This is a genomic window from Synechococcus sp. A10-1-5-1, from assembly GCF_023115425.1.
In the GTDB taxonomy this organism is placed as follows: Bacteria; Cyanobacteriota; Cyanobacteriia; order PCC-6307; family Cyanobiaceae; genus Vulcanococcus.
Genome location: NZ_CP096032.1, coordinates 1,399,184 through 1,418,723, shown reverse-complemented (window position 1 = coordinate 1,418,723; position 19,540 = coordinate 1,399,184). Strand labels below are relative to the sequence as shown.

Genomic DNA, 19,540 nt, shown 5'->3' with positions numbered 1-19,540 from the left:
GCATTCTGGGGCGATGCGCCTCGCGTTCTTTCTCGACAACCGAGGTTTTGCCGCCAAGGGTCCGCTGGAGGATCCCCGCCTTGGGAACCCTGGCATTGGCGGCACGGAATTCGCCTTTTTGGCGTCGATCGCACTTTTGGCTGCGGATCCCGACGCCTGCACGCCCCTCCTGTTGCTGACCGCTCCGCAGCCCGTCGCTGGTTTGGAGCAAACCAGCCATCAGGTCGCTGGGTTGGCGGACGCGCTCATGACGGCCAGGACTCTGGGGGCTGTCGCCTTGGTGTTTCGCCCCGGTTGCGTGTCGCCGGTTGATCAGCAGGCGTTATTGCAAAACACCCTGCCGCTTGTGGCCTGGTGCCACAACCTGGGTTGCGATCAACAGGGCTTCTTTGAGGGACTCACTTCCCTGAAGCGCTGGGTCCTGGTCAGTGGCGCGCAGCTGGACGCCTTCCGTCACAGCCGCTTGGTTCAGCGGGCCTGCGTCATTCCCAACCCAGTCCTGGTTCCAGCTGCCGCTCAGCTAGGTCCAACGCCAACGGATCTTGCGTATGTCGGTGCGATCACGCCCTTCAAAGCCTTTGATCGCCTCGCACGGATCTGGCCTGAGATCGCCCGTTCCTGTCCAGAGGCGCGTTTGCGGGTTTTCGGTGGTGCTGATCTCTATGCCGGAGGCGGAGCATCTGCGCTGACCCCCTATGAGCGCTACTGCCGGGATCTCTTGGACCGGGGTGGTTACGGCGATCGGGTCGTCTTTGAAGGCAGCCTTGGTTTGGAGCGTTACGCCGCTTTTGCGGATGTTGCGGTTGGAGCGGTGAATCCCTCGGGTCGGGATGAAACGTTCTGTTTGAGTGCCGCCGAATTCAGCGCCTGCGGGATCCCCGTGGTGGGTCCCCGGCGCCATGCCCTCGTTCAAACCGTGCTGGATGGCACCACTGGTTTGCTCGCGGGAAGTGATGCAGAGTTTGCCCAGCACTGCATCGCCCTGCTTCAAGACCCGGCGCGCCGGGCGTCTCTCGGTCAGGCGGGCCGGAGTCACATGCAGCTCGCCTATGGCTCGGGGCAATTGACCAGTCTCTGGACCCAGTTGGCCGCTGAACTCAAAGCTGATCTGCAGGTCGTCCCAACACCGCCATCGACGCCCTGGTGGCATGAAGGACGTTGGCTCAGAGAGCTTTGGGGCCTGCCCTTGGCCTTTCCGCTTTGGCCCAGTTGGCCCGTGCTCAAGTCCGGAGTGAAACACCTGGTGCAAGGGAGTAGCCGGGCCATCACCCCTCTTGGCGTTGGTCTGCTGTCGACCTTGGCGGCGTTGACCGTGATGCTGCTGGTGGTCTTTGGCAAGTACAACGGCAACCCGACCGGTTTGGCCAGGGTGGGGGACCAATTCCCCCTCTCTCCGCGGGTCGCGCAGCAGGAATTGGTTGTCTTGGCCGGCAAGCGGGGTAATGACGGGCAGCAGTACCTCGCCTTGGCCCTGGATCCCTGGCAAGCGGACCCGGGAACGAGTCAGGCCCTCGATAACCCGATCTATCGCGGCAAGCGGTTGCTTTATCCCCTGCTTGCTTGGGTCTTGGGTTTGGGCCAGCCGGGGTTGATCGCTTGGTCCTTGGCCGGCCTCAATGTTCTGGCGATTGGGAGTGCAGCGGCGCTGATAGCCCTTTGGGCGCAGCAGCATCAACGCACGCCCCAATGGGGTTTCGCAGCGCTGCTGCTGCCGGGTTACTGGATCACCCTCAGCCTGGACACCGCGGATCTCTTGGCAACGGTTGGATTGTTGGCTGTGGCGGTCATGTGGTCTGCCCAGCGAAGGGGATGGACCGTGTTCGCGCTTGCCGCTGCGTTGCTCAGTCGAGAGACATCCCTGTTGGCTTGGGCCTCAACGAGCTTGACCGCCCTATGGCAGCGCCGTTGGACCTGGCTTCTACCGTTGGCCTGCGTACCACTGCCGTTGTTGCTGTGGACCCAGGTCTTGAACACCCGCTTTGCCCAAACTCGAGACGGTTTGCTGGCCTCGGTTCATTTCGGCTGGCCTGGGGTTGGCTTGCTGCAGAAATTGGGGCAGTTGCTGGGCTTTTACACCTTGCCGGGGCATGAACCGTCGCTTCTCGAGCGCCTTTTTGATGCCGCGAGCTTCGGCCTTTGGGTCGCCACATTGCTGGTGCTTGCCGCGGTTGCCCTGAGCACTCGGGCCTCCCGTTGGTTGCGGCTCACCTCCGCGGTCTATCTCCTTCCGGCGCTGTGCACGAGTACCCAAATCCTGGCCCGTTTCCCGGATTACACCCGGGTGTGGATTGATTTGGCGAGCCTGGCCCTCTTGGGCTTGCTGCAACTCCGTAGCCGTTGGTTGAAACCTTGGCTGGCGGCCTGTAGCTGCATCAGCCTGGGCTACTGGGCGGGTTACTGCTGGTTAGCGCCATGAGTTTCAGCACTCCCGTTCTCTTGATTGTGTTCAATCGCCCTGAGAGCACAGCCCAGGTGTTGCGGTCTTTGGCTGAGATCAGGCCCCCAAAGCTCTACGTGGCTTGCGATGGTCCAAGACTTGAGCGGCCGGATGAAGTCCGGCGCTGCGATGCCGTTCGCGCGTTGGTGTCTCAGCTGGATTGGCCCTGCCAACTGCGGACCTTGTTTCAGCCCACCAACCTGGGCTGCCGGGCTGGGGTCACCGCAGCGCTGGATTGGTTTTTTGAGCAGGAGGAGGAGGGGATTGTTCTGGAGGACGACATCGTTGCCGACCCGAGCTTTTTCCCCTTCTGTCAGGAGTTGCTCGAGCGTTACCGCCATGACGAGCGCGTTGGCGTGATTGCGGCCAACAACCATCAGCGCCTGCCCCCCAGCGATGGCAGCAGTTATCGGTTCTCGATCTACAGCCATTGCTGGGGTTGGGCCAGCTGGCGTCGGGCTTGGCGTTGCAACGACCCTGACCTAAACGGTTGGCCGGCCTTTCGCGATGGTCAATGGCTGGAGCAACTGGGGGGAGAGCCCTTGGCGCGGCGTTGGGGTCAATGGTTGGATCAGCTCGCGGCTGGGCAGATCGACACTTGGGACATGGTCTGGCAGTTCAGCTGCTGGCAGCAGGGGTTCTTGACCGTGATCCCTGCGGTCGAGCTCGTTGAGAACATTGGTTTTGGCGTGGATGCCACCCACACCCTCGATGAGCGCTCTCCTCTTGGGACGCCTGGATCGCTCAGCTTCCCCTTGCGCCATCCAACGGTGATGCAAGCTGATCGTCTCCGCGACCAAGACACGTTTCGGCGACTCTTCCAGCACAGCCGCCGAGCTAACTGGTTGCGCAAGGGCAGAAAAGCGCTGCGCTTGCTGGGCTGGAGGTCCTGATGCGCGTTGTTCAGGTCTCTACTTACGACGGCGGACAAGGCGCTGCACGGGCAGCCTTCCGCTTGCATCGCGCCCTACGGGATCAGGGCATCGACAGCTCCATGCGCGTGGCCCACGCCAGCAGCGGTGACGCCTGGGTGCAAGCTCCCCGCTCTAAGCCTCGTCAGGCCATGGCGTTTTTGCGAAGTACCGCCAGTTGGTGGCTCAGCAAACCGCAGCGCAGCGCTAACCCGGTCACCCATTCGGTGGCGGCTCTGCCCTCAGGGCTCGACCGTGAGCTCAATGCCAAAGGGGCCGATCTGCTGCATTTGCACTGGCTCCAAGATGAATTCCTGTCGGTGGAGGCCATTGGTCGTCTGCGCGGGCCGGTGGTTTGGACCCTTCATGACACCTGGCCGTTTTGCGGCAGTGAGCACTATCCCCTTGATGCGCAGGATCAGCGCTTTGCTTTGGGCTACAGCCGCGGCAATCGCTCGGAGCTGGATCGCGGGCTGGATCTGGATCGATGGACTTGGCTGCGCAAAGGCAAGGCCTGGCGATCGTTGTTGCCTCGGCTGCAGTTGATCGCTCCGTCCCGCTGGATGGCTGAGCAGGCTTCGCGTTCTGCGTTGTTGCGTGGGGTGCCTTGCCAGGTCCTGCCCAACGCCATTCCCGAGGTTTTTCGACCCAATGAATCTGCACAAGCGCGAGCTGCCCTCGGTTGGCCTCAAGACAAGCGCCTGATTTTGTTCGGAGCGATCGATGCAACGGATCCCCGTAAGGGGGCTGATTTGCTGCAGGCGGCGCTTCGACGCTTGGTCCTCCAAAACTCCGATCAGCTGATGGCAGTGATCCTTGGGCAATCCCAGCCCAGGCAGCCCCAGGATTGGCCAATTCCGGTTCTCTACAGCGGTCGTCTCCATGACGACGTCAGCCTCGCCTTGGCCTATGCCGCGGCGGATGTCGTTTTGGTCCCCTCTCGGATGGACAACCTGCCCCAATCCGCCACTGAAGCGATTGCCTGTGGCACACCTGTTGTGGCCTTTGACCAGGGAGGGATGGCGGACGTCATCGCCCATCAGCAAAGTGGCTGGCTGGCTGAGCCCTTCGACCCAGAAGCGTTGGCTCAAGGAATCCGTTGGGCCTTGCAGCGCCCTCAGGACCAACCGGTGCTCTCTGAGAATCTCGACCGGTGGCGTTCTGACGCAGTGGCCCGAACCCACATGGATCTCTATGCCGAGGTGTTGAGCCGGTGATCTTGCTGGTGACCTACGACGTTCGTCGACCTGGTGGCATCGAGCGGCTGAGCTTGCAGGTTTTTGAGCAGCTCCAGCAGTTGGGACTCCAACCGCGGCTCCTAGCAACACGTCACCTCGGGCCTGGAGTGCTGGGGCGTTGGCTTGGTCGGTTTTGGTTCTTGCTGCAGCTCCTCTGGTGGCTTCCCCAGGCCAAGAGTGTGTTCTGCATGCATGTGCTGCTGCTCAAGCCGCTGAAGCTCCGTGCGCTGTTCCCTGCTCTGGCTGCCAGGCCCCTCTATTGCTGGCTGCATGGGATTGAGGTGTGGGGCCAGGCGTTGGCCGCGGCACGCCGGGATCTACGCGCCTGCACGGCTTTGGCTGCAAGCAGCACTTTTACGGCCCAGCAGGTCCGGGATGGGCTTCCTGCTTGCCCACCGATCACCGTGGTGCATCCGTGTTCGGATCTGAAGTTCCCTGACCAGATCCAGCCACCAGGGTTGCCCCTTCGCCTATTGACGGTTGCGAGGCTTGATGCGGGTGAGCGATACAAAGGACATGACCAGATCCTGGATGCTTTGCATCTGCTCAAGCAGCAAGGTGTTTTGGACCCTGAATTCCGCTGGATCGTGGTCGGTGACGGCAATGACCGCACGAGGCTGCAGGAGAAAGCTCTCCGCTTGGGTGTAGCCGTTCAGATTGATTGGCGAGGTCGCTTAAGCGACCAGCAGTTGATTGAGGAGTTTGGGCGTTGCAGTGTGTTTGTCATGCCCAGCGGGTTTTCTATTGATGCTGCAGGTCAAGCCACTGGTGAAGGCTTTGGAATTGCCTATCTGGAGGCCGCAATGGCTGGACGCGCTTCGATCGGTGCGCTTTTAGGCGGTCAGCAGGATTTGATCATCGATGGTGAGACGGGTTGGCTTGTCTCTTCATCAGCACACGCATTGGCTGACTTATTGGTTCCACTCTCTGCGCAAAGGAGCCTGGTTGCTGAGCGAGGGGAAGCTGCGTACTTAAGAGCTCAGACCGGGTTTACCCGAGGGCAGCAAGCCGCTCAACTCGCGGTGTTGTTGGCCGAGCAATGACGAAACGGCTGGATTGTCTCCTTATTGCCTTGGCGGCGTGCTTGATGCTCGTCATCGCTTTAGGGCGTTGGCTGAGCTTGGCCTCGAATGCTTGGGATTTGGGTATCTTCACCCAATTCTCATGGATGCTGAGTCGTGGATATTTCTCGGAACCAGCGTCATTAACCGGTTGGCCTGTTCTAGCCGATCATGCCTCGTTTGTTCTTGTTCCCATCTCCTTGTTGTATCGGTTTTGGAGTAGTCCAGCTTACTTGCTGACAATTCAGGTCTTGGCCTTGGCAGGAGCGTCACTTGTTCTTCTGCGGCTGGCAAAGATTTCAAGAGTTCCACCAAAAGTGCAAACTCTGGTTTTATTGGCTTATTTCTTCCAACCAGTTCTTTGGAATGCGTGTTGGTTTGACTTTCATCCTGACTCGCTTTTTCCTCTGGCAGTGTTTTTCTTTTGGCTCCAGGTCCGTCATGAAAAACTCCTCTGGACCATCATTTCTTTAATCTTTATCCTCTCGATCCGGGAGACGAGTGTTCTTGTTGTGGCGGGCTTGTCACTGACTTGCTTTCTTCAGGGAAAACGAAAGCTCTCTGCGCTGTTGGCTTTCTTTGCCATTGCGTGGACCTTCTTTTTATCAGGTTTCTGGTATCCACTCTTCTTCCCAGATGGTCACCACAATTCTGGCAACTATGCACATCTGTTTGACGTGGTTCTTGGTTTTTATCGGCAACCTCTCGCTTTTCACCATTTGATTCAGGCATTTCATGCTACGAGCCTCTCTATGGCTCCCGTGTTTTTCCTGGTATTAATAGTTCCATGGCTGATCTTTTTGGATAAGAGTTCAACGGCATGGATTGCTGGTTCGTTGGTTGTTTTGACCCCGCTTGCCCTTTCTGGCAATCCCAATCAGGTTTCCATTCTTTACCACTATGGAATGATGATTGCTCCGTTCTTCGCCCTGGCAGCACTTGAATCCGCCCATACTGCCTTCTTTCTGAGCTTCTCCACTGCTCGACTGAAGCAAATACTTTTTGCCTTTGGTCTGATTTCAGTTATTAATTTCATAGTTAATCTGAATTTAAACTCTGGTTGGATTGTTTTCTGGCGCAACCCGTTGCCATTTTTGCAATATTACGAGCGTCTATCCAGCATCCCAGCTGAAAAACGCGTACTAACATCCAATGGCCTCTCTGCGCATATTGCTAATCGCCGTGAGGCTGACTTTGTTGCCAGACCCGCAGCTCAGTTGTTTCCGGAAGGGTTTGATATGCTGATTCTCAACCAAACAGATCCTGGATTTGGCTCATCCCCTCACAAGACGGATCTATTGATACAAGCAGCAAAGAAATCAGGTTGGACATGTGATGCTTTAAGCGTTGGTCATCTTGCAATCCAGGAGTGTGCAATTAAATGACTGCTTCGCGGCCAGTTCACCCCATAGCTCGTCTTGGACTGATTGGCCTTGCTTGGCTATCGATAGCTGGAGCAGCGATCTATGACGTTGGCCTGTATGTTCAAAATATTCTCGCCTATCCCTCCAATGTTGGCGTCTCTGAATGGTGGGGATCTGAGCTTGCGATTCGCTATTGCGCAGGGTTTGTTAGGCGTGGCCTCCTGGGCCAGACAAGTTGGTTGTTAACTCGATTAGTTGATCAGCAGTCCGCATACGTTGCGGTTCTTGCGGCTTTGATGGCTGCATCTGTACTCGTTCTAGGCTTCATCCTTTATCGGTCTTTGAGATCTAAATTAGATTTACTTCCTTCTCTTCTTATTCTCTCTGCGCCAACAGCAATGCCTGTCATGCTTACGCATGCAGGGTCATTATTTCGTAAAGACGCATTTCAGCTTTGCTTGTTTGCACTAATACTTTTTCTAGTTCACCACTTTGATGTCGCGTCTTCTTCTCGGAGGAAAACTTTCTTATATGGGCTTGCCGCTGTTGTGCAGGTCGCTGCGGTATTCAATCATGAGCCATTTGCACTCCTGATCACCCCTGCACTGTTTCTTGCAAGATTGCTGTCTCGCAAGGGCTATCTGCAATCCCTTCTTCTCGTTATGCCCAGTGCGGTTGCGTTTGTGCTTGCAGTCTTAAACAAAGGTCGATTAGAGGATGTGAACTGCCTCCAAGCAAGCCTTCGCTCCGTTGAGTTACTGCCTGTAAATACACGTCCTGGCTCTTCTATAACCGAACTCGCCCTCACGAAGCCTAGCTTCTTTACCTGGGATTTGAGCGCAGGCCAGTTAGGTTGGTCGCTCCTCCATGGATTCCTTGCTGTGTGCATTACTTGGGCGTGTTACGTCTTGATTGTCAGGCAACTCAGCCACCGTATTTTGCCAAGCAGGAAAGCCGGAGTCTTCTTATTTTCTCAGATTCTGATTGCTCTACCTTTGTTTATGGCCACGATTGACTATGGCCGATGGTTTGCAATGTTGGCCTGTGCAGGTATGCTCGCATTACTCGCTATTTCAAAGAATGAGATGGCGCCTGCTCAGCAAATCTCTTTGGCAGATTCCGCAAAGTGCGGCATGGCCAATCACTGGCCACTAGTTATTCTGGCTGTTTCTGCTTTAATTGTTATTCCCTCTCACTGCTGTACATATCAATCCAGCCAAATCTTCGCTTCTGTCCCCTATGCAGGTCTGAGTGTTTGGAAGCAGATCTTACTTTCCTAGTCTCATGAAGCAGCAACTCTCGAGGATCTTTCACATCATTGTTATAGGAGCTGTTTCAACGGTCGTCGCGTTGTGGCCATATCTTCATGATTTCGGAGAGCTTCTCCCTGGGGATAGTGGTGACACGCTTCTGAACCTTTGGTTTTTTGAGCATAACCTTGCAAGCCTTCCGTTTGCTTCTTCAGATCTTTTCTCGAATCAAGCCTGGTCTTCTCCTGCCTTTTATTTTCCCGTTGATGGTGTTCGTGGCTGGAGTGATCATTTATTCCTACCCAGCATTTTATACGGCTTCTTTAGGCTCCTTGGTTATCATCCGAACCAGGCGCTACTGCTTTGGTTCACCTTAACCATGACCTTTAACTATATCAGCCTTCGAAACTGTCTTTGGAGGTTAAATCGCAAAAGCTGGCTTGTATCGGCGGTTTGCCTTTTAGCTGCTTTTAATCACGTTGTTCTCGCGCAGCTTAATCATCTTCAGTTATTGACTCTTTGGTTTTTGCCGCCACTTGTATTTGCGTTGTTACATAGACAAAAAACCTGGGCTTTTATTTTTCTACTCTTGAACTGGCTGGTTGGGCCGTATATAGGTGTCTTTGCTCTGCTGATTGTCGTCTCAACCTATCTCCTTTCAGGGCGTGGTCTGTATCGCTTCAGACGTAAGAGCTTCTGGCTGTCTTGGTTTCACTCTTTGACCAAGTTCCAAAGGATAATCCTTGCCGCTTTGCTCGTACTCAATGTTGTTCTGATCCTTCCTTATCTGAACACGTCTCTAGTAATGGGAGCCCGGGGTGCGGATGAAATTACAAAAAACCTACCAAACATATGGGCTTGGTTAAGCGGTTCTGGTCGTCAGCATCTAGGTTTACCTGTTCATCCGCACGCCTCCGGAAGCGAACCCTTTCTGTTTCCAGGCATATTGCTGTTTTCTTTGTCTTTTGCAAGCCTCGTCTTTTGGAGAAAAATCTCTCAGGAAGATCAGTTGCTGGCAAAGTCTCTGCTTTTTCTGGGTCTATCGGTCACCTCATTTGGCTTCATCACCCTGTGGTGGTGGCCCATGCTTTTGGTTCCATCGGTTCGAGCCGTCAATGCGGCTGGAAGGATTGCATCAGTGCTCTGGTTCCTTTCGGCGTTCCCTCTGTCCGGACTGATTCATGATTTGGAGCAAACACTCGTAAGACGTTGGAGGCAAGGCCCACTCTTTCTGTTTGTTTGCTCTCTTCCACTGTTGTGGATTTCGCTTCTACCTAGAAGTGTTCTTGCTCTTGATGTTGCTGCATGGCAGAAAGACCAAAACGCTTTTCGGACAGAGTTGCTTGAGCAAGGTTGCGATGTCTTCCATCTTGTGGTGAAGGAAGCATTTCCATGGCATGCTGATGTCTTCGCCATGCATGCATTGCTTCATGTCCCAGGCTTGAAGAGCGTTTCGGGCTACTCCGGTTGGCAGCCCCGTAATGGCTGGCAGCCTGGTATGCAATCCCGGGACGCATTCAGCTGGGCTTTCTCGAATCTTGGACAAAAAAACTATAAGTCTCCCGATGCAATCTCTTCTGATGATGTCCTTTGTGGCATACGAGCTACTGCTGACGACGCAGGCAACGTCGTTTATGACGTAGATAGAAGCCTGGCCGATGAGCACATGGTTCGTTGAGAACTGGAATGACTTACACATGGCGTCTTAAGCATGAATTGAAGCGCACTCTGCAATACCTGCCTGCTTCTTTAAGGCGTTATCGCTTCAAGAAGCTTTTGCTTGGTCAGCTGACCACTGAGTCGGCAGCCCGTCTGATAGAGATATCAATCTCAGAGGGGAAACCTTATTTGGTCGGCCGCTTAGGTTCGGTTGAGTCCAGGTTAGTGGGTGAATATCTATTTAAGGGATCCTCCTATTCGCGCTTGACTCTCAATCAGGCCCATTGCAATGCAGGTATCTTCCCCTTGGGTAAAGAGTCCCTTGACGAAGTCGCGAACAGGCTTTATTCATCGCTGCAACTAGTCGATCTCTTGGGCATCTGGGACAGCCCTTATCAGTACAAAATGGTTAGCCGCCTTTCTAGCCATCCCAAGATCTGTGATTTAGCTGCTTTAGAGCCTTGGTGGTCTGTAGAGCCTTGGTCGCGATCGCTTAGTGGTAAGCGTGTCTTGGTCGTTCACCCATTCGTCGAGACTATCGAAAGCCAACATTTAATGTTTAACCATATTCATCCTGATTCTCCATCACTACTACCCCGATTCGATTTGATTTGTGTACGTCCGCCTCAAACCCTCGGCCATGATCGAGAAGGTTTTCGATCCTGGAATGATGCTCTGAGTCAGCTCATCGAGCGTGTATCCATGGTCCCTTTCGACATAGCATTGATTGGGTGTGGTGCTTATGGGTTGCCACTCGGTGCCGCAATTAAGCAGATGGGCAAGCCGGCTGTGCATCTTGGTGGTGCTTTGCAGCTTTTATTTGGTATTCGAGGACGTCGTTGGGAGGCTATGCCGCAATATCTCCCACTGATGAATGATGCTTGGGTACGTCCATCGTCTACTGAGACGCCTCCACTCGCTGAAACAGTGGACGGAGGTTGTTACTGGTGAGAAGCCTCAGAGACTTGTCTGGCGAGTGTGTGCGAGAACTGTGGCTGCGCCTAGCTGATACAGGTCTCTTGGGCTATCGCCATGTTCTTGATGGCTCAAGAGGGTCTACAGGGTCCTATCCGCAATCGATTCTCGCGAATCCGTCGGGGCTCCCCTCATATATGGATGATGTTCGGCTGGTGAGTCACGCCTACCGGAGCTCATCGATTGCCCACTATCCGTGCATCGAAACGTGGGCTCTTGCAAAGGGCGTTAGCAGAGGCCAAGCAGCTCCGTACCGACGGATTCAATACCACACCATTCGCAAGCAGCTCAACAAGCCCATCAAACTGCTTGAGGGTTCCTACGCCGTATTCCCCCATCTCACCAGTCACTTCGGCCATTGGGTTGGTGATCAATTGGGTGCCTTTCTTTGGTATGCGCGTCAGTTGCATGCACTGTCGAATCCACCCCGACTGATTGCCATTGCGCCCTCTCAGAGCTGGGCCGAGTTTTTGATCGAGCTTTGTCCGAAGGACTCCCTTGCTGTGATGACTCCGCAGCAGTTCCTGGAGGTCAACTGGGTCTTGCAGCGCGCCAAGGTGCTTCCTCGCTTGAGTCCCTGGCAGAACCTATCGCTGCTTCGCAACTGCCTGGCCACGCACTTGCCTAGTGCTGAGCACCTCTCAGAGTCTTGCGGTCCTGGGCGCATCTTTCTCTGCTCTCAGCGTCAGGAGCGAATCCTGAATCTTGAAGCTGTTGAAGACCTCTTTCGAGACCATGGCTATGCCGTCTTGAATCCAATCTCTCATTCGCCGCAACAGCTTCTGCATTGGATTCGACAGGCATCCAGCTTCTGGTGTGAGCACGGTTCGATGGTGATGAATGCCTTGCTTTCGCGTGATCGTCCTTACCGTCTCCTGGAGCTGAGCCCGTTGAATTCCTGTCGCTATCCCAGTGAATTGCGGATGTTGGGTGGTGGTGTCTACAACAGCTTTCACCTCGGCTTGATCAAACCTTTTTATTGTCAGCCTGCTGTGGATTCAGCGCGCTTGGACCGCCAACTGCACCCCTATCAACGGCAGCTCGTTGTTGACCTGGATGCCTTACGTCAGGAACTGTCTCGTGAAGCTAGAGGTGATCAATGAATTCGCGATGGACCCCTTTACTGCTCGTATTTTTGGTGGGTCTACACCTGCCGAAGGCCTTCACACTGCTGTATCTGCTTTATGCGGTCCTGTTTTGGCAGACCCGTAATGCTCCCCTCGTGGCTCCCCGTCGGGTGTGGCCGCTCTTAGCCCTTGCGGTCTTCAGTGTCGGCTACACCTGGACGTCCCTCCACTACGGCCTGTGGTCGCTGCAGGGCCGTGATCTTCTCGACCTGATCTCCATGCTCGCGCTGCCCATCGGGGGCGTCTGGTTGGGTGCGCGCTTGGCCCAGTGCTGGACGCCGCGTCAACTCAGCTGGATTTGGTTGGCCTATGGCCTTGGAGCGCTGGCTTACGTCTGGCTGGTTCTCCTCCTGGGTCGGGATGCTTTGTCCAGTTCATTGCTGGAGATCTGGAGTCAGCACAGGGATTTGAGCATTGCTGTGCCCTGGGGGCAGCAAGGGGTGATGAACGTGCGTTCGGTCGAGCAGAACGCTTCTTTTGCGGTGGCTTGGATGTTCCCTGGCCTCTGGTTGCGTTTGCGCAAGGAGCAATCGCGACTTGCCCAGCTGATGGTGGGAGCGGGACTGCTTGGTCTGCTGGCTGTGTTGGCCTTCCATGGCCGGATTGGGCTTTTGGTTGGTTTGCTGTCGTTGCTGCCTCTGGCTTGGGTAGCGACCTCGGAGCGTCAGGCCGCGCATCAATCCCTCAAGCTGAGCCTCTTGGCTTTGTCAGGCCTTGGCGGTTTTCTGCTGTTGTCGCTTGTCTCGTTGCTTTGGGGGCGCGGCGACATCACCTCCCGTCTCTTGGCCCGTGTCTACGACGAGCGTCTCGATCGCTTCCTCGCATTCCTGACGCACATTCCAGACACGCTTTGGGGTGGCCAGCGATTGAGCCTTGAGTATTTCGAGCAACAACGCCAGGTTTGGGTTGGTTTCGACGCTTCTGCGGGTGACCTTCTTCACAACGTGCCGTTTGACCTCGTGGTGAGAGCCGGCCTGATCCCAGCCATCGCGCTCCTGCTCGCCGTCGTTCCGCTCCTGTGTCGGTCGTTACGGCAGCTCGGTCAGCTGCTCAGAGACCCCGCATCGCGTGGACATGCACTGATCAGTGCTGGCTTCTTGATTGTGTTGACAGTGCAATGGCTGTTCCAGCCTCTGATCTATGCCGACGGGTTGCTCTTTTACTTTGGGTTCTTCGGCTTAGGAGCCCTGGCCTTCTCGCCAGCGGTCTTGCCTCCGTTGGATAGAGAGTCATGAGTTTCGATCCCGCCTCGATTGATTGCGCCGGGCGCAAGGCTCTGATCACCGGGATCACAGGCCAAGACGGCAGTTATTTGGCCGAACTGCTCCTTGAGAAGGGTTACGTTGTTCACGGCATCAAGCGCCGGGCCAGCAGCTTCAACACCAGCCGGATCGACCACCTCTATCAAGACCCGCACGAGGCTGACCCTCGTTTGGTCCTGCACTACGGGGACCTGACGGACAGCACCAACCTGATCCGCATCATTGAGCAGGTGCAGCCCGACGAGATCTACAACCTTGGTGCTCAGAGCCACGTGGCGGTGAGTTTTGAGGCTCCTGAGTACACCGCCAACAGCGATGCCTTGGGGACATTGCGGATTCTTGAGGCGGTGCGCATGCTGGGCCTCACGGATTCCACCAAGATTTATCAGGCCAGCACCAGCGAGTTGTACGGCCTGGTTCAGGAGATTCCCCAGAAGGAAACCACGCCCTTCTACCCCCGTAGCCCCTACGCCGTAGCCAAGTTGTACGGCTACTGGATCACGGTTAATTACCGCGAGAGTTATGGCATGTACGCCTGCAATGGCGTGCTCTTTAACCACGAATCGCCGCGCCGAGGCGAAACCTTTGTCACCAGGAAGATCACCAGGGGCCTCGCCCGCATTGATGCGGGCCTGGATCAGTGTCTGTTCATGGGCAACATCGATTCCCTGCGGGATTGGGGCCACGCGCGCGACTACGTCGAGATGCAGTGGCGGATGCTTCAGCAGCAGATCCCAGAAGACTTCGTGATCGCCACAGGCCGTCAAGAAAGCGTGCGCCGCTTCATTGAGCTCACGGCTGAGCAGCTGGGTTGGGGCGCCATCCAGTGGGAAGGCAGTGGTGTCGATGAAGTTGGCAGGCGCTCGGACACCGGCACCGTTGTTGTCCGGATTGACCCGCGTTACTTCAGGCCAGCTGAAGTGGAGACCCTGCTCGGGGATCCCGCCAAGGCAAGGGAGAAGCTTGGCTGGACCCCCACCACCACCCTGGAAGAACTGGTGGCTGAGATGGTGGCAACGGATAAAGAGGAGGCTGCGAAGGAAGCGCTGCTGCGGCAGCAGGGGTATCAAGTGGTGGGCTCGATGGAAAATCCCCCCACCAATCCTTCCGCCGTTGCCGCGAGCAAGGGACCGAAGGCCTGATGGGCACGTTGATTTCCAGCGAGGACCGCTTTTTCATCGCGGGGCATCGCGGCATGGCCGGAGGTGCCATCTCCCGCGCTTTGCAGCGCGCTGGTTATGGCCAGCAGGTGCTGTTGGATCGGGCGGCCTTGGACCTCGAGGACCCCTCGGCGGTGAAAGCTTGCTTCGAGGCTGAACGCCCGGACGTGGTCGTGTTGGCTGCAGCCAAGGTCGGGGGCATTCAGGCCAACAGCAGCTATCCAGCCGATTTCTTGCTCTCCAACCTGAAAATTCAGAACCATGTCATCGAAGCGGCCTGGCAAGCCGGTGTGCGCCGCCTCTTGTTTCTGGGCAGCAGCTGCATTTACCCCAAGTTTGCCCAGCAGCCCATTCGCGAGGAGGCTTTGCTGACGGGGGCTCTTGAGCCCACCAATGAGTGGTACGCGATTGCCAAGATCGCTGGGATCAAGCTTGGTCAGGCCCTACGGCAGCAGTATGGTTTTGATGCCGTCAGCCTGATGCCCACCAACCTCTACGGGCCGGGCGACAACTATCACCCCACCCATAGCCATGTGTTGCCGGCGTTGATCCGCCGTTTTCATGAAGCAGCCGAGCGCGGTGATGCCACGGTGACCTGCTGGGGGACGGGCTCCCCCCTGCGGGAGTTTTTGCACGTGGACGACCTGGGTGAGGCCTGTGTTTTCGCATTGGAGCATTGGGACCCCAGCTCAGCGTCGGCCCCCTTGGATGATGCCGGCCAGCCCTTGCCGTTCCTCAACGTCGGCACTGGTTTGGACCTCACCATCCGCCAGCTGGCGGAGGCGGTAGCCCGCGCCACTGGATTCTCGGGCGAGATCATCTGGGATGCGTCGAAGCCCGATGGAACGCCCAAGAAGCAACTCGATGTGAGCCGCTTAGCCTCGTTGGGTTGGACCGCCCGAATCCCCTTGGAAGAAGGCTTGGTCAGCACCGTGGCTCTCTTCCGCGAGCAGCTCAAACAACAGCTCGTTCGCCTTTAAACCCGCTCCGCTGGTTCCATGCCTTCTTCAATCAAACGCAATCTGGTCACCGGTGGAGCCGGTTTTGTCGGCTCCCATCTCGTGGACCGTTTGATGGAAGCGGGAGAGGAAGTGATTTGCCTGGATAACTACCTCACCGGCCGCAAGCAGAACATTGAGCGTTGGCTGGGGCATCCACGCTTCGAGTTGATCCGTCACGACGTCACCGAGCCGATCCGCTTGGAGGTCGATCGCATCTGGCACTTGGCTTGCCCGGCGTCACCGGTTCACTACCAACACAATCCGATCAAGACGGCCAAGACCAGTTTCCTTGGCACCTACAACATGCTTGGCCTGGCCCGGCGGGTCGGTGCTCGGCTGCTCTTGGCCAGTACGTCTGAGGTGTATGGCGATCCAGATGTGCACCCTCAGCCTGAGAGCTATCGCGGCTGTGTGAACACGATCGGAATCCGCAGCTGCTACGACGAGGGCAAGCGCATTGCTGAGACCCTGTGTTTTGACTATCAGCGGATGCACGATACGGAGATCCGCGTGGTGCGCATCTTTAACACCTACGGCCCGCGCATGCTTCCCGATGATGGTCGGGTGGTGAGTAATTTTATCGTCCAGGCTTTACGGGGTGAGCCCCTGACGCTCTATGGCGACGGCTCCCAGACACGGTCCTTCTGCTATGTCGATGATTTGGTCGAGGGCATCATTCGTTTGATGAATGGTTCCGAAACAGGACCAATCAATATCGGTAATCCGGGTGAGTTCACCATTCGCCAGTTGGCCGAACTCGTGCGTGCCAAGATCAATCCTTCGCTCGAGTTGATCTGCAAGCCTCTGCCTCAGGATGACCCCCTGCAGCGACAGCCGGTGATCACCTTGGCCCAACAGCATTTGGGCTGGCAGCCCACGGTGGCCTTGGAGCAGGGATTAGATCGGACGATTGCGGATTTCCGCGAGCGGTTGAGTGCCTAGACCATTGATCCCGAAAGCCTGGGATCGTCGTCTGTATTGGTGGGCTGTTGGCCTGTATGTCGTACTGGCAGTCGCCGCCTTGGCGAGTGGAGTTACTTCATGGGACGAGGAAACCGATTACCTTGGCATTCGGACTCAGATTGCCCATGCCGCTCAAATGCTGCACGGGGACTCGCCGGACTACCGGAATATCCACTCCAATCTTGAGTATTACGGAGTCGTCGGTCTTCTGCCTGCGTGGATCTTTTGGTTCTTGCAGCAATCGCTGTTGGTTGGTCGTCTGACACTCCCACAAGCACTGTTTTATCCCGCAGCCGAGCATCAGCTCACGGGTTTTTATTTCACTTCCCATTTGCTTCTCGCCGCTGAGTTTCTCGGCCTGAGCTGGCTGGTGACTGCCATCGCGCGCGAGCTGGGTGCCCGTTTCCCCTGGTTAGCAGGTTGTCTCACCTTACTGACCCCATCGCTTCTTGGGCACTCATTTGTGAATCCCAAGGACATTCCCTTTGCGCTGTTTTATACGGCCTTTACGTTCACCCTGTTGAGGCGATATCGCAGCACAGACGTGCGCTGGTTTGGTTGGTCGGTTTTTGCTTCCGGGCTGCTGATCAATCAGAAATTTGTGGCGATTGTTCCCGTTCTCCTGACAGAGCTATTGCTTTTTGGGCTGAAACCTCCTGCGGGGCGATCGTTGTGGCGATCGGTCTGTGTTCCCTCAGCAGGTTTGTTGTTGGCCCTCCTCCTGCAGCCGGCCAGCTGGGGCCTGTGGCCTTGGGTCTATCTGCGCGAGGCGTTTGACACCTTTGCTCGCCATGAATGGGGCGGCTGCATGTGGTGGGGTGGCTCCTGTATCGGGATTAATCAACCCGGCTGGCTAACCCTCCGTTACCTCTGGAATTGGTGGTCCATCAAATGGCCGTTGCTGCTGATCTTGCTGGTGGCGTTGCAAACGGCCTGGTGTTTCCATCGCCTTCGCCGAGACCCCAAAAGTCTGAGGTTGGGAACCCCCTGGTGGCTTCTCTTGTCCCAGGCGGCATTGGTTCCAGGTATGGCGGCGTTGCGGCAGTCGAATCTCTACGACGCTGATCGCCACACCCTTTTCGTCTATCCCGCCTTGGCCGTAGTCGCCGCATTTGGCTTTCAGCGTCTTTGGCAATGGCAAGGACCGCTCTTGCTTCGTCGGGCGCTGCTTGCCCTCGCCGCAGCGTTGGCCTTCGTTCTGGTGCTTGACGATCTCGCATTGAACCCGTACCAGAGCGCTTATCTGAATGAGTGGGGGCGTCTCCGCCACGACCACAAGACCACCGCATTGGACTACTGGGCTGTCTCTGCCAAAGAAAGCCTGCGTCAGGCCCAACTCAATGGGAACCTGCCTTTGAGTCCAACCGTCGATGACAGTGTTGGCCCGCTCCCGTTGTTTATTGGCTACCGCCAGCTGGCTGGACATGTGGAAATGGACGCCAGTCCCAGGCTCAAGCTGCAGGTCAGGGATGTGCCTGCGTTCAGCACTCTTGAGGGTTGCACCCATGCTTCGGAGGTCTCCCGAACGCTGTCGACCGGGCATCGCTTGGTGATGAGTCGCCTCTGGAGTTGCCCATGAGCATTGCGGTGCTCTGGGTCGCCATTGCTTTCTCCCTGGTGGTGATCTGCAGAGCGGATTGGGATTTGCTGAAACGGGGGCTGCCAAGCCTGGGTTTGGTTGTGACCGTGATGTACAGCCTCACCTACGGACTTGGCTGGACCCTTTGGCGCCTGGATCCCAGCAGCCTTTTTGGCTATGGGACAGCCTCAACACTTGGATCTTTGGACCGCCTGGCGCTGTTGTTAGCGCTTGGCCTACCGGCTTTGGTTTGTGGTTACTCCCTAGTCCGAACTGCGGTTGGCCCGAAACCGCAGGAGCCCTTGCTGCGTCTTGCGGAGCGGCATCGGCTCAGGCTGCAGCGGCTGAGTTTTGCCCTCGTGGTCTTAAGCGTGATCGTTTTATTGGGGATGACCGCCACGGGCTTGTTTCTTCGGGATCCCCAACAGCAGCAGCAGGCCCTGCAGGCTTCATGGATCGCCAAGCTCTTGATCGGGACGGGGTTGCTGTCACGTCTGGCACCGGTTGGTTTGGTGCTCCTGCCATTTGCCTGGACAGGTTGGTCTCGCTTGCAGCGGTCTGCTGTTGTGCTGCTGCTCTCCAGTTGGACGGCCTTGGTTCTGGGCTCGTCGAGTCGGGGCCAATTGCTGGCTCTTCCGCTCTATCTGTTTCTCGGTGCTGTGATTTGGCGCCGTTTGCCTTGGAAGCGGGCGGCACTCCTTCTGGTGCTGGGTGGGTTGCTTTTTCTACCGGTGGCGGAGGTGATTCGTGTTCAGCGCGAAGGCGACTCCACCAATCCCGCGCTGCAGCGCACGTTTGAAACCTTTCAGATTGGCAAGCAGCTCATGGGAACAACCCACGAGTTCTATCTATTGCTTCAGGCTTCTGATTGCAGTGCCGATTTAGGACGCCAACTGGAAAAAGATCCCGAGGCCCGTTGTCTACTCGGTGTCCCTGCATCCGAGCTGGCCGATGTGTCTTCTCAACGCTGGAACGTTGTGCGGCTCTTTGAAGCATGTAGCCAGCGTGAGTTGAGCCGAAGGGGTTTTTCAGGCTTCGAAAGCCTGCCATTGGGCTTGATCCCAAACACGTTTGTCCCAGCTGCCCCAAGCCTGTTTGACGGTCAGGAGCTCGTGCAGACCCTTTCCGATGAGCTCGGCCTGCGTCCAGGTGAGATCTCCCAGGGCACGTTGAGCCTCTTTGCCGATGCCTGGTGGCGCTGGCGCTGGCCTGGGGTGATCTTCGTCAGTGCGGCATTGGGTGCTCTGCTTGCCCTGATCCAGTCGATTCTGCTGTGGATGCTCGCGCGTCAACCGATGGCTGGCCTGCTCGGGCAGTTGCTCGTGCTCAGCCTGGTAGGCACTTGGGTTAACAACACGACCCTCACGATGCTTTGGTTCCTGTTATGGGATCTTCCGAAGGCTTGGCTTCAGTTGATGCTGTTAACAGCCCTGCTCGGGTTTCGGTTGCCCAGGGGGGTCACCTGATGCTCGATCTGGTGCGTCCGTTCTATCCATCGGATGAAACTCTTTCCGAGTTGTGTGATCAGCCTGGTGTTCAGTCTTGGTGCCTTG

Annotated in this window: 15 protein-coding genes; all 15 read left to right on the top strand. The window is 56.5% G+C overall.

Translation table 11 applies throughout. The annotated features are described in order from the left end of the window. Positions 1-13: 13 nt before the first annotated feature. The 15 genes from MY494_RS07690 (at position 14) to MY494_RS07620 (ending at position 19,453) form a co-directional block, all read left to right on the top strand. On the top strand, positions 14-2,416 hold the full coding sequence (locus MY494_RS07690; protein ID WP_247909646.1) for a glycosyltransferase family 4 protein: 2,403 nt from the start codon (positions 14-16) through the stop codon (positions 2,414-2,416). Beyond that, entirely contained in the window at positions 2,413-3,330 is a 918-nt protein-coding gene (locus MY494_RS07685) for a nucleotide-diphospho-sugar transferase (RefSeq protein WP_247909645.1), read from the top strand. Before MY494_RS07690 ends, MY494_RS07685 begins: the two co-directional genes overlap by 4 nt. Further along, on the top strand, positions 3,330-4,565 hold the full coding sequence (locus MY494_RS07680; protein ID WP_247909644.1) for a glycosyltransferase: 1,236 nt from the start codon (positions 3,330-3,332) through the stop codon (positions 4,563-4,565). Before MY494_RS07685 ends, MY494_RS07680 begins: the two co-directional genes overlap by 1 nt. Beyond that, positions 4,562-5,629: a glycosyltransferase family 4 protein gene (locus MY494_RS07675; RefSeq protein ID WP_247909643.1), complete on the top strand. Its 1,068-nt coding sequence runs from the start codon at positions 4,562-4,564 to the stop codon at positions 5,627-5,629. Before MY494_RS07680 ends, MY494_RS07675 begins: the two co-directional genes overlap by 4 nt. Continuing rightward, positions 5,626-7,032, top strand: coding sequence for a DUF2079 domain-containing protein (locus MY494_RS07670; protein ID WP_247909642.1), 1,407 nt, complete (start codon positions 5,626-5,628; stop codon positions 7,030-7,032). The genes MY494_RS07675 and MY494_RS07670 overlap by 4 nt, the downstream gene beginning before the upstream one ends. Then, positions 7,029-8,291 (top strand): hypothetical protein, encoded by a 1,263-nt coding sequence (locus tag MY494_RS07665; RefSeq protein WP_247909641.1) that lies wholly within the window; start codon positions 7,029-7,031, stop codon positions 8,289-8,291. Before MY494_RS07670 ends, MY494_RS07665 begins: the two co-directional genes overlap by 4 nt. 4 nt (positions 8,292-8,295) lie before the next feature. Beyond that, a complete protein-coding gene (locus MY494_RS07660; RefSeq protein WP_247909640.1) occupies positions 8,296-9,939 on the top strand; it encodes a hypothetical protein in 1,644 nt (547 codons plus the stop codon). Positions 9,940-9,947: 8 nt separating this feature from the next. After that, entirely contained in the window at positions 9,948-10,871 is a 924-nt protein-coding gene (locus MY494_RS07655) for a hypothetical protein (protein WP_247909639.1), read from the top strand. 179 nt (positions 10,872-11,050) lie between these two features. Then, entirely contained in the window at positions 11,051-11,998 is a 948-nt protein-coding gene (locus MY494_RS07650; protein WP_247909638.1) for a glycosyltransferase 61 family protein, read from the top strand. Beyond that, positions 11,995-13,257, top strand: coding sequence for a hypothetical protein (locus MY494_RS07645; protein WP_247909637.1), 1,263 nt, complete (start codon positions 11,995-11,997; stop codon positions 13,255-13,257). Before MY494_RS07650 ends, MY494_RS07645 begins: the two co-directional genes overlap by 4 nt. After that, positions 13,254-14,426 carry a GDP-mannose 4,6-dehydratase gene (gene gmd / locus MY494_RS07640; protein ID WP_247909636.1) on the top strand — a complete coding sequence of 391 codons (1,173 nt, stop codon included), beginning with the start codon at positions 13,254-13,256 and terminating at the stop codon, positions 14,424-14,426. Before MY494_RS07645 ends, gmd begins: the two co-directional genes overlap by 4 nt. Continuing rightward, positions 14,426-15,424, top strand: a complete 999-nt coding sequence (locus tag MY494_RS07635; protein ID WP_247909635.1) for a GDP-L-fucose synthase — start codon at positions 14,426-14,428, stop codon at positions 15,422-15,424. The genes gmd and MY494_RS07635 overlap by 1 nt, the downstream gene beginning before the upstream one ends. 18 nt (positions 15,425-15,442) lie before the next feature. Further along, entirely contained in the window at positions 15,443-16,387 is a 945-nt protein-coding gene (locus MY494_RS07630; RefSeq protein ID WP_247909634.1) for a UDP-glucuronic acid decarboxylase family protein, read from the top strand. A 4-nt stretch (positions 16,388-16,391) separates the two neighbouring features. Then, the gene (locus MY494_RS07625) at positions 16,392-17,987 is read left to right on the top strand and encodes a hypothetical protein (RefSeq protein WP_247909633.1); all 1,596 of its coding nucleotides are present in this window, start codon (positions 16,392-16,394) and stop codon (positions 17,985-17,987) included. Continuing rightward, on the top strand, positions 17,984-19,453 hold the full coding sequence (locus MY494_RS07620; protein ID WP_247909632.1) for a hypothetical protein: 1,470 nt from the start codon (positions 17,984-17,986) through the stop codon (positions 19,451-19,453). Before MY494_RS07625 ends, MY494_RS07620 begins: the two co-directional genes overlap by 4 nt. Positions 19,454-19,540: the final 87 nt, after the last annotated feature.

Coding starts and splice junctions, on each gene's coding strand:
- MY494_RS07635 (WP_247909635.1), top strand. CDS start 14,426: ATGGGCACGTTGATTTCCAGCGAGGACCGCTTTTTCATCGCGGGGCAT.
- MY494_RS07680 (WP_247909644.1), top strand. CDS start 3,330: ATGCGCGTTGTTCAGGTCTCTACTTACGACGGCGGACAAGGCGCTGCA.
- MY494_RS07620 (WP_247909632.1), top strand. CDS start 17,984: ATGAGCATTGCGGTGCTCTGGGTCGCCATTGCTTTCTCCCTGGTGGTG.
- MY494_RS07670 (WP_247909642.1), top strand. CDS start 5,626: ATGACGAAACGGCTGGATTGTCTCCTTATTGCCTTGGCGGCGTGCTTG.
- MY494_RS07665 (WP_247909641.1), top strand. CDS start 7,029: ATGACTGCTTCGCGGCCAGTTCACCCCATAGCTCGTCTTGGACTGATT.
- MY494_RS07630 (WP_247909634.1), top strand. CDS start 15,443: ATGCCTTCTTCAATCAAACGCAATCTGGTCACCGGTGGAGCCGGTTTT.
- MY494_RS07655 (WP_247909639.1), top strand. CDS start 9,948: ATGACTTACACATGGCGTCTTAAGCATGAATTGAAGCGCACTCTGCAA.
- MY494_RS07660 (WP_247909640.1), top strand. CDS start 8,296: ATGAAGCAGCAACTCTCGAGGATCTTTCACATCATTGTTATAGGAGCT.
- gmd (WP_247909636.1), top strand. CDS start 13,254: ATGAGTTTCGATCCCGCCTCGATTGATTGCGCCGGGCGCAAGGCTCTG.
- MY494_RS07690 (WP_247909646.1), top strand. CDS start 14: ATGCGCCTCGCGTTCTTTCTCGACAACCGAGGTTTTGCCGCCAAGGGT.
- MY494_RS07685 (WP_247909645.1), top strand. CDS start 2,413: ATGAGTTTCAGCACTCCCGTTCTCTTGATTGTGTTCAATCGCCCTGAG.
- MY494_RS07645 (WP_247909637.1), top strand. CDS start 11,995: ATGAATTCGCGATGGACCCCTTTACTGCTCGTATTTTTGGTGGGTCTA.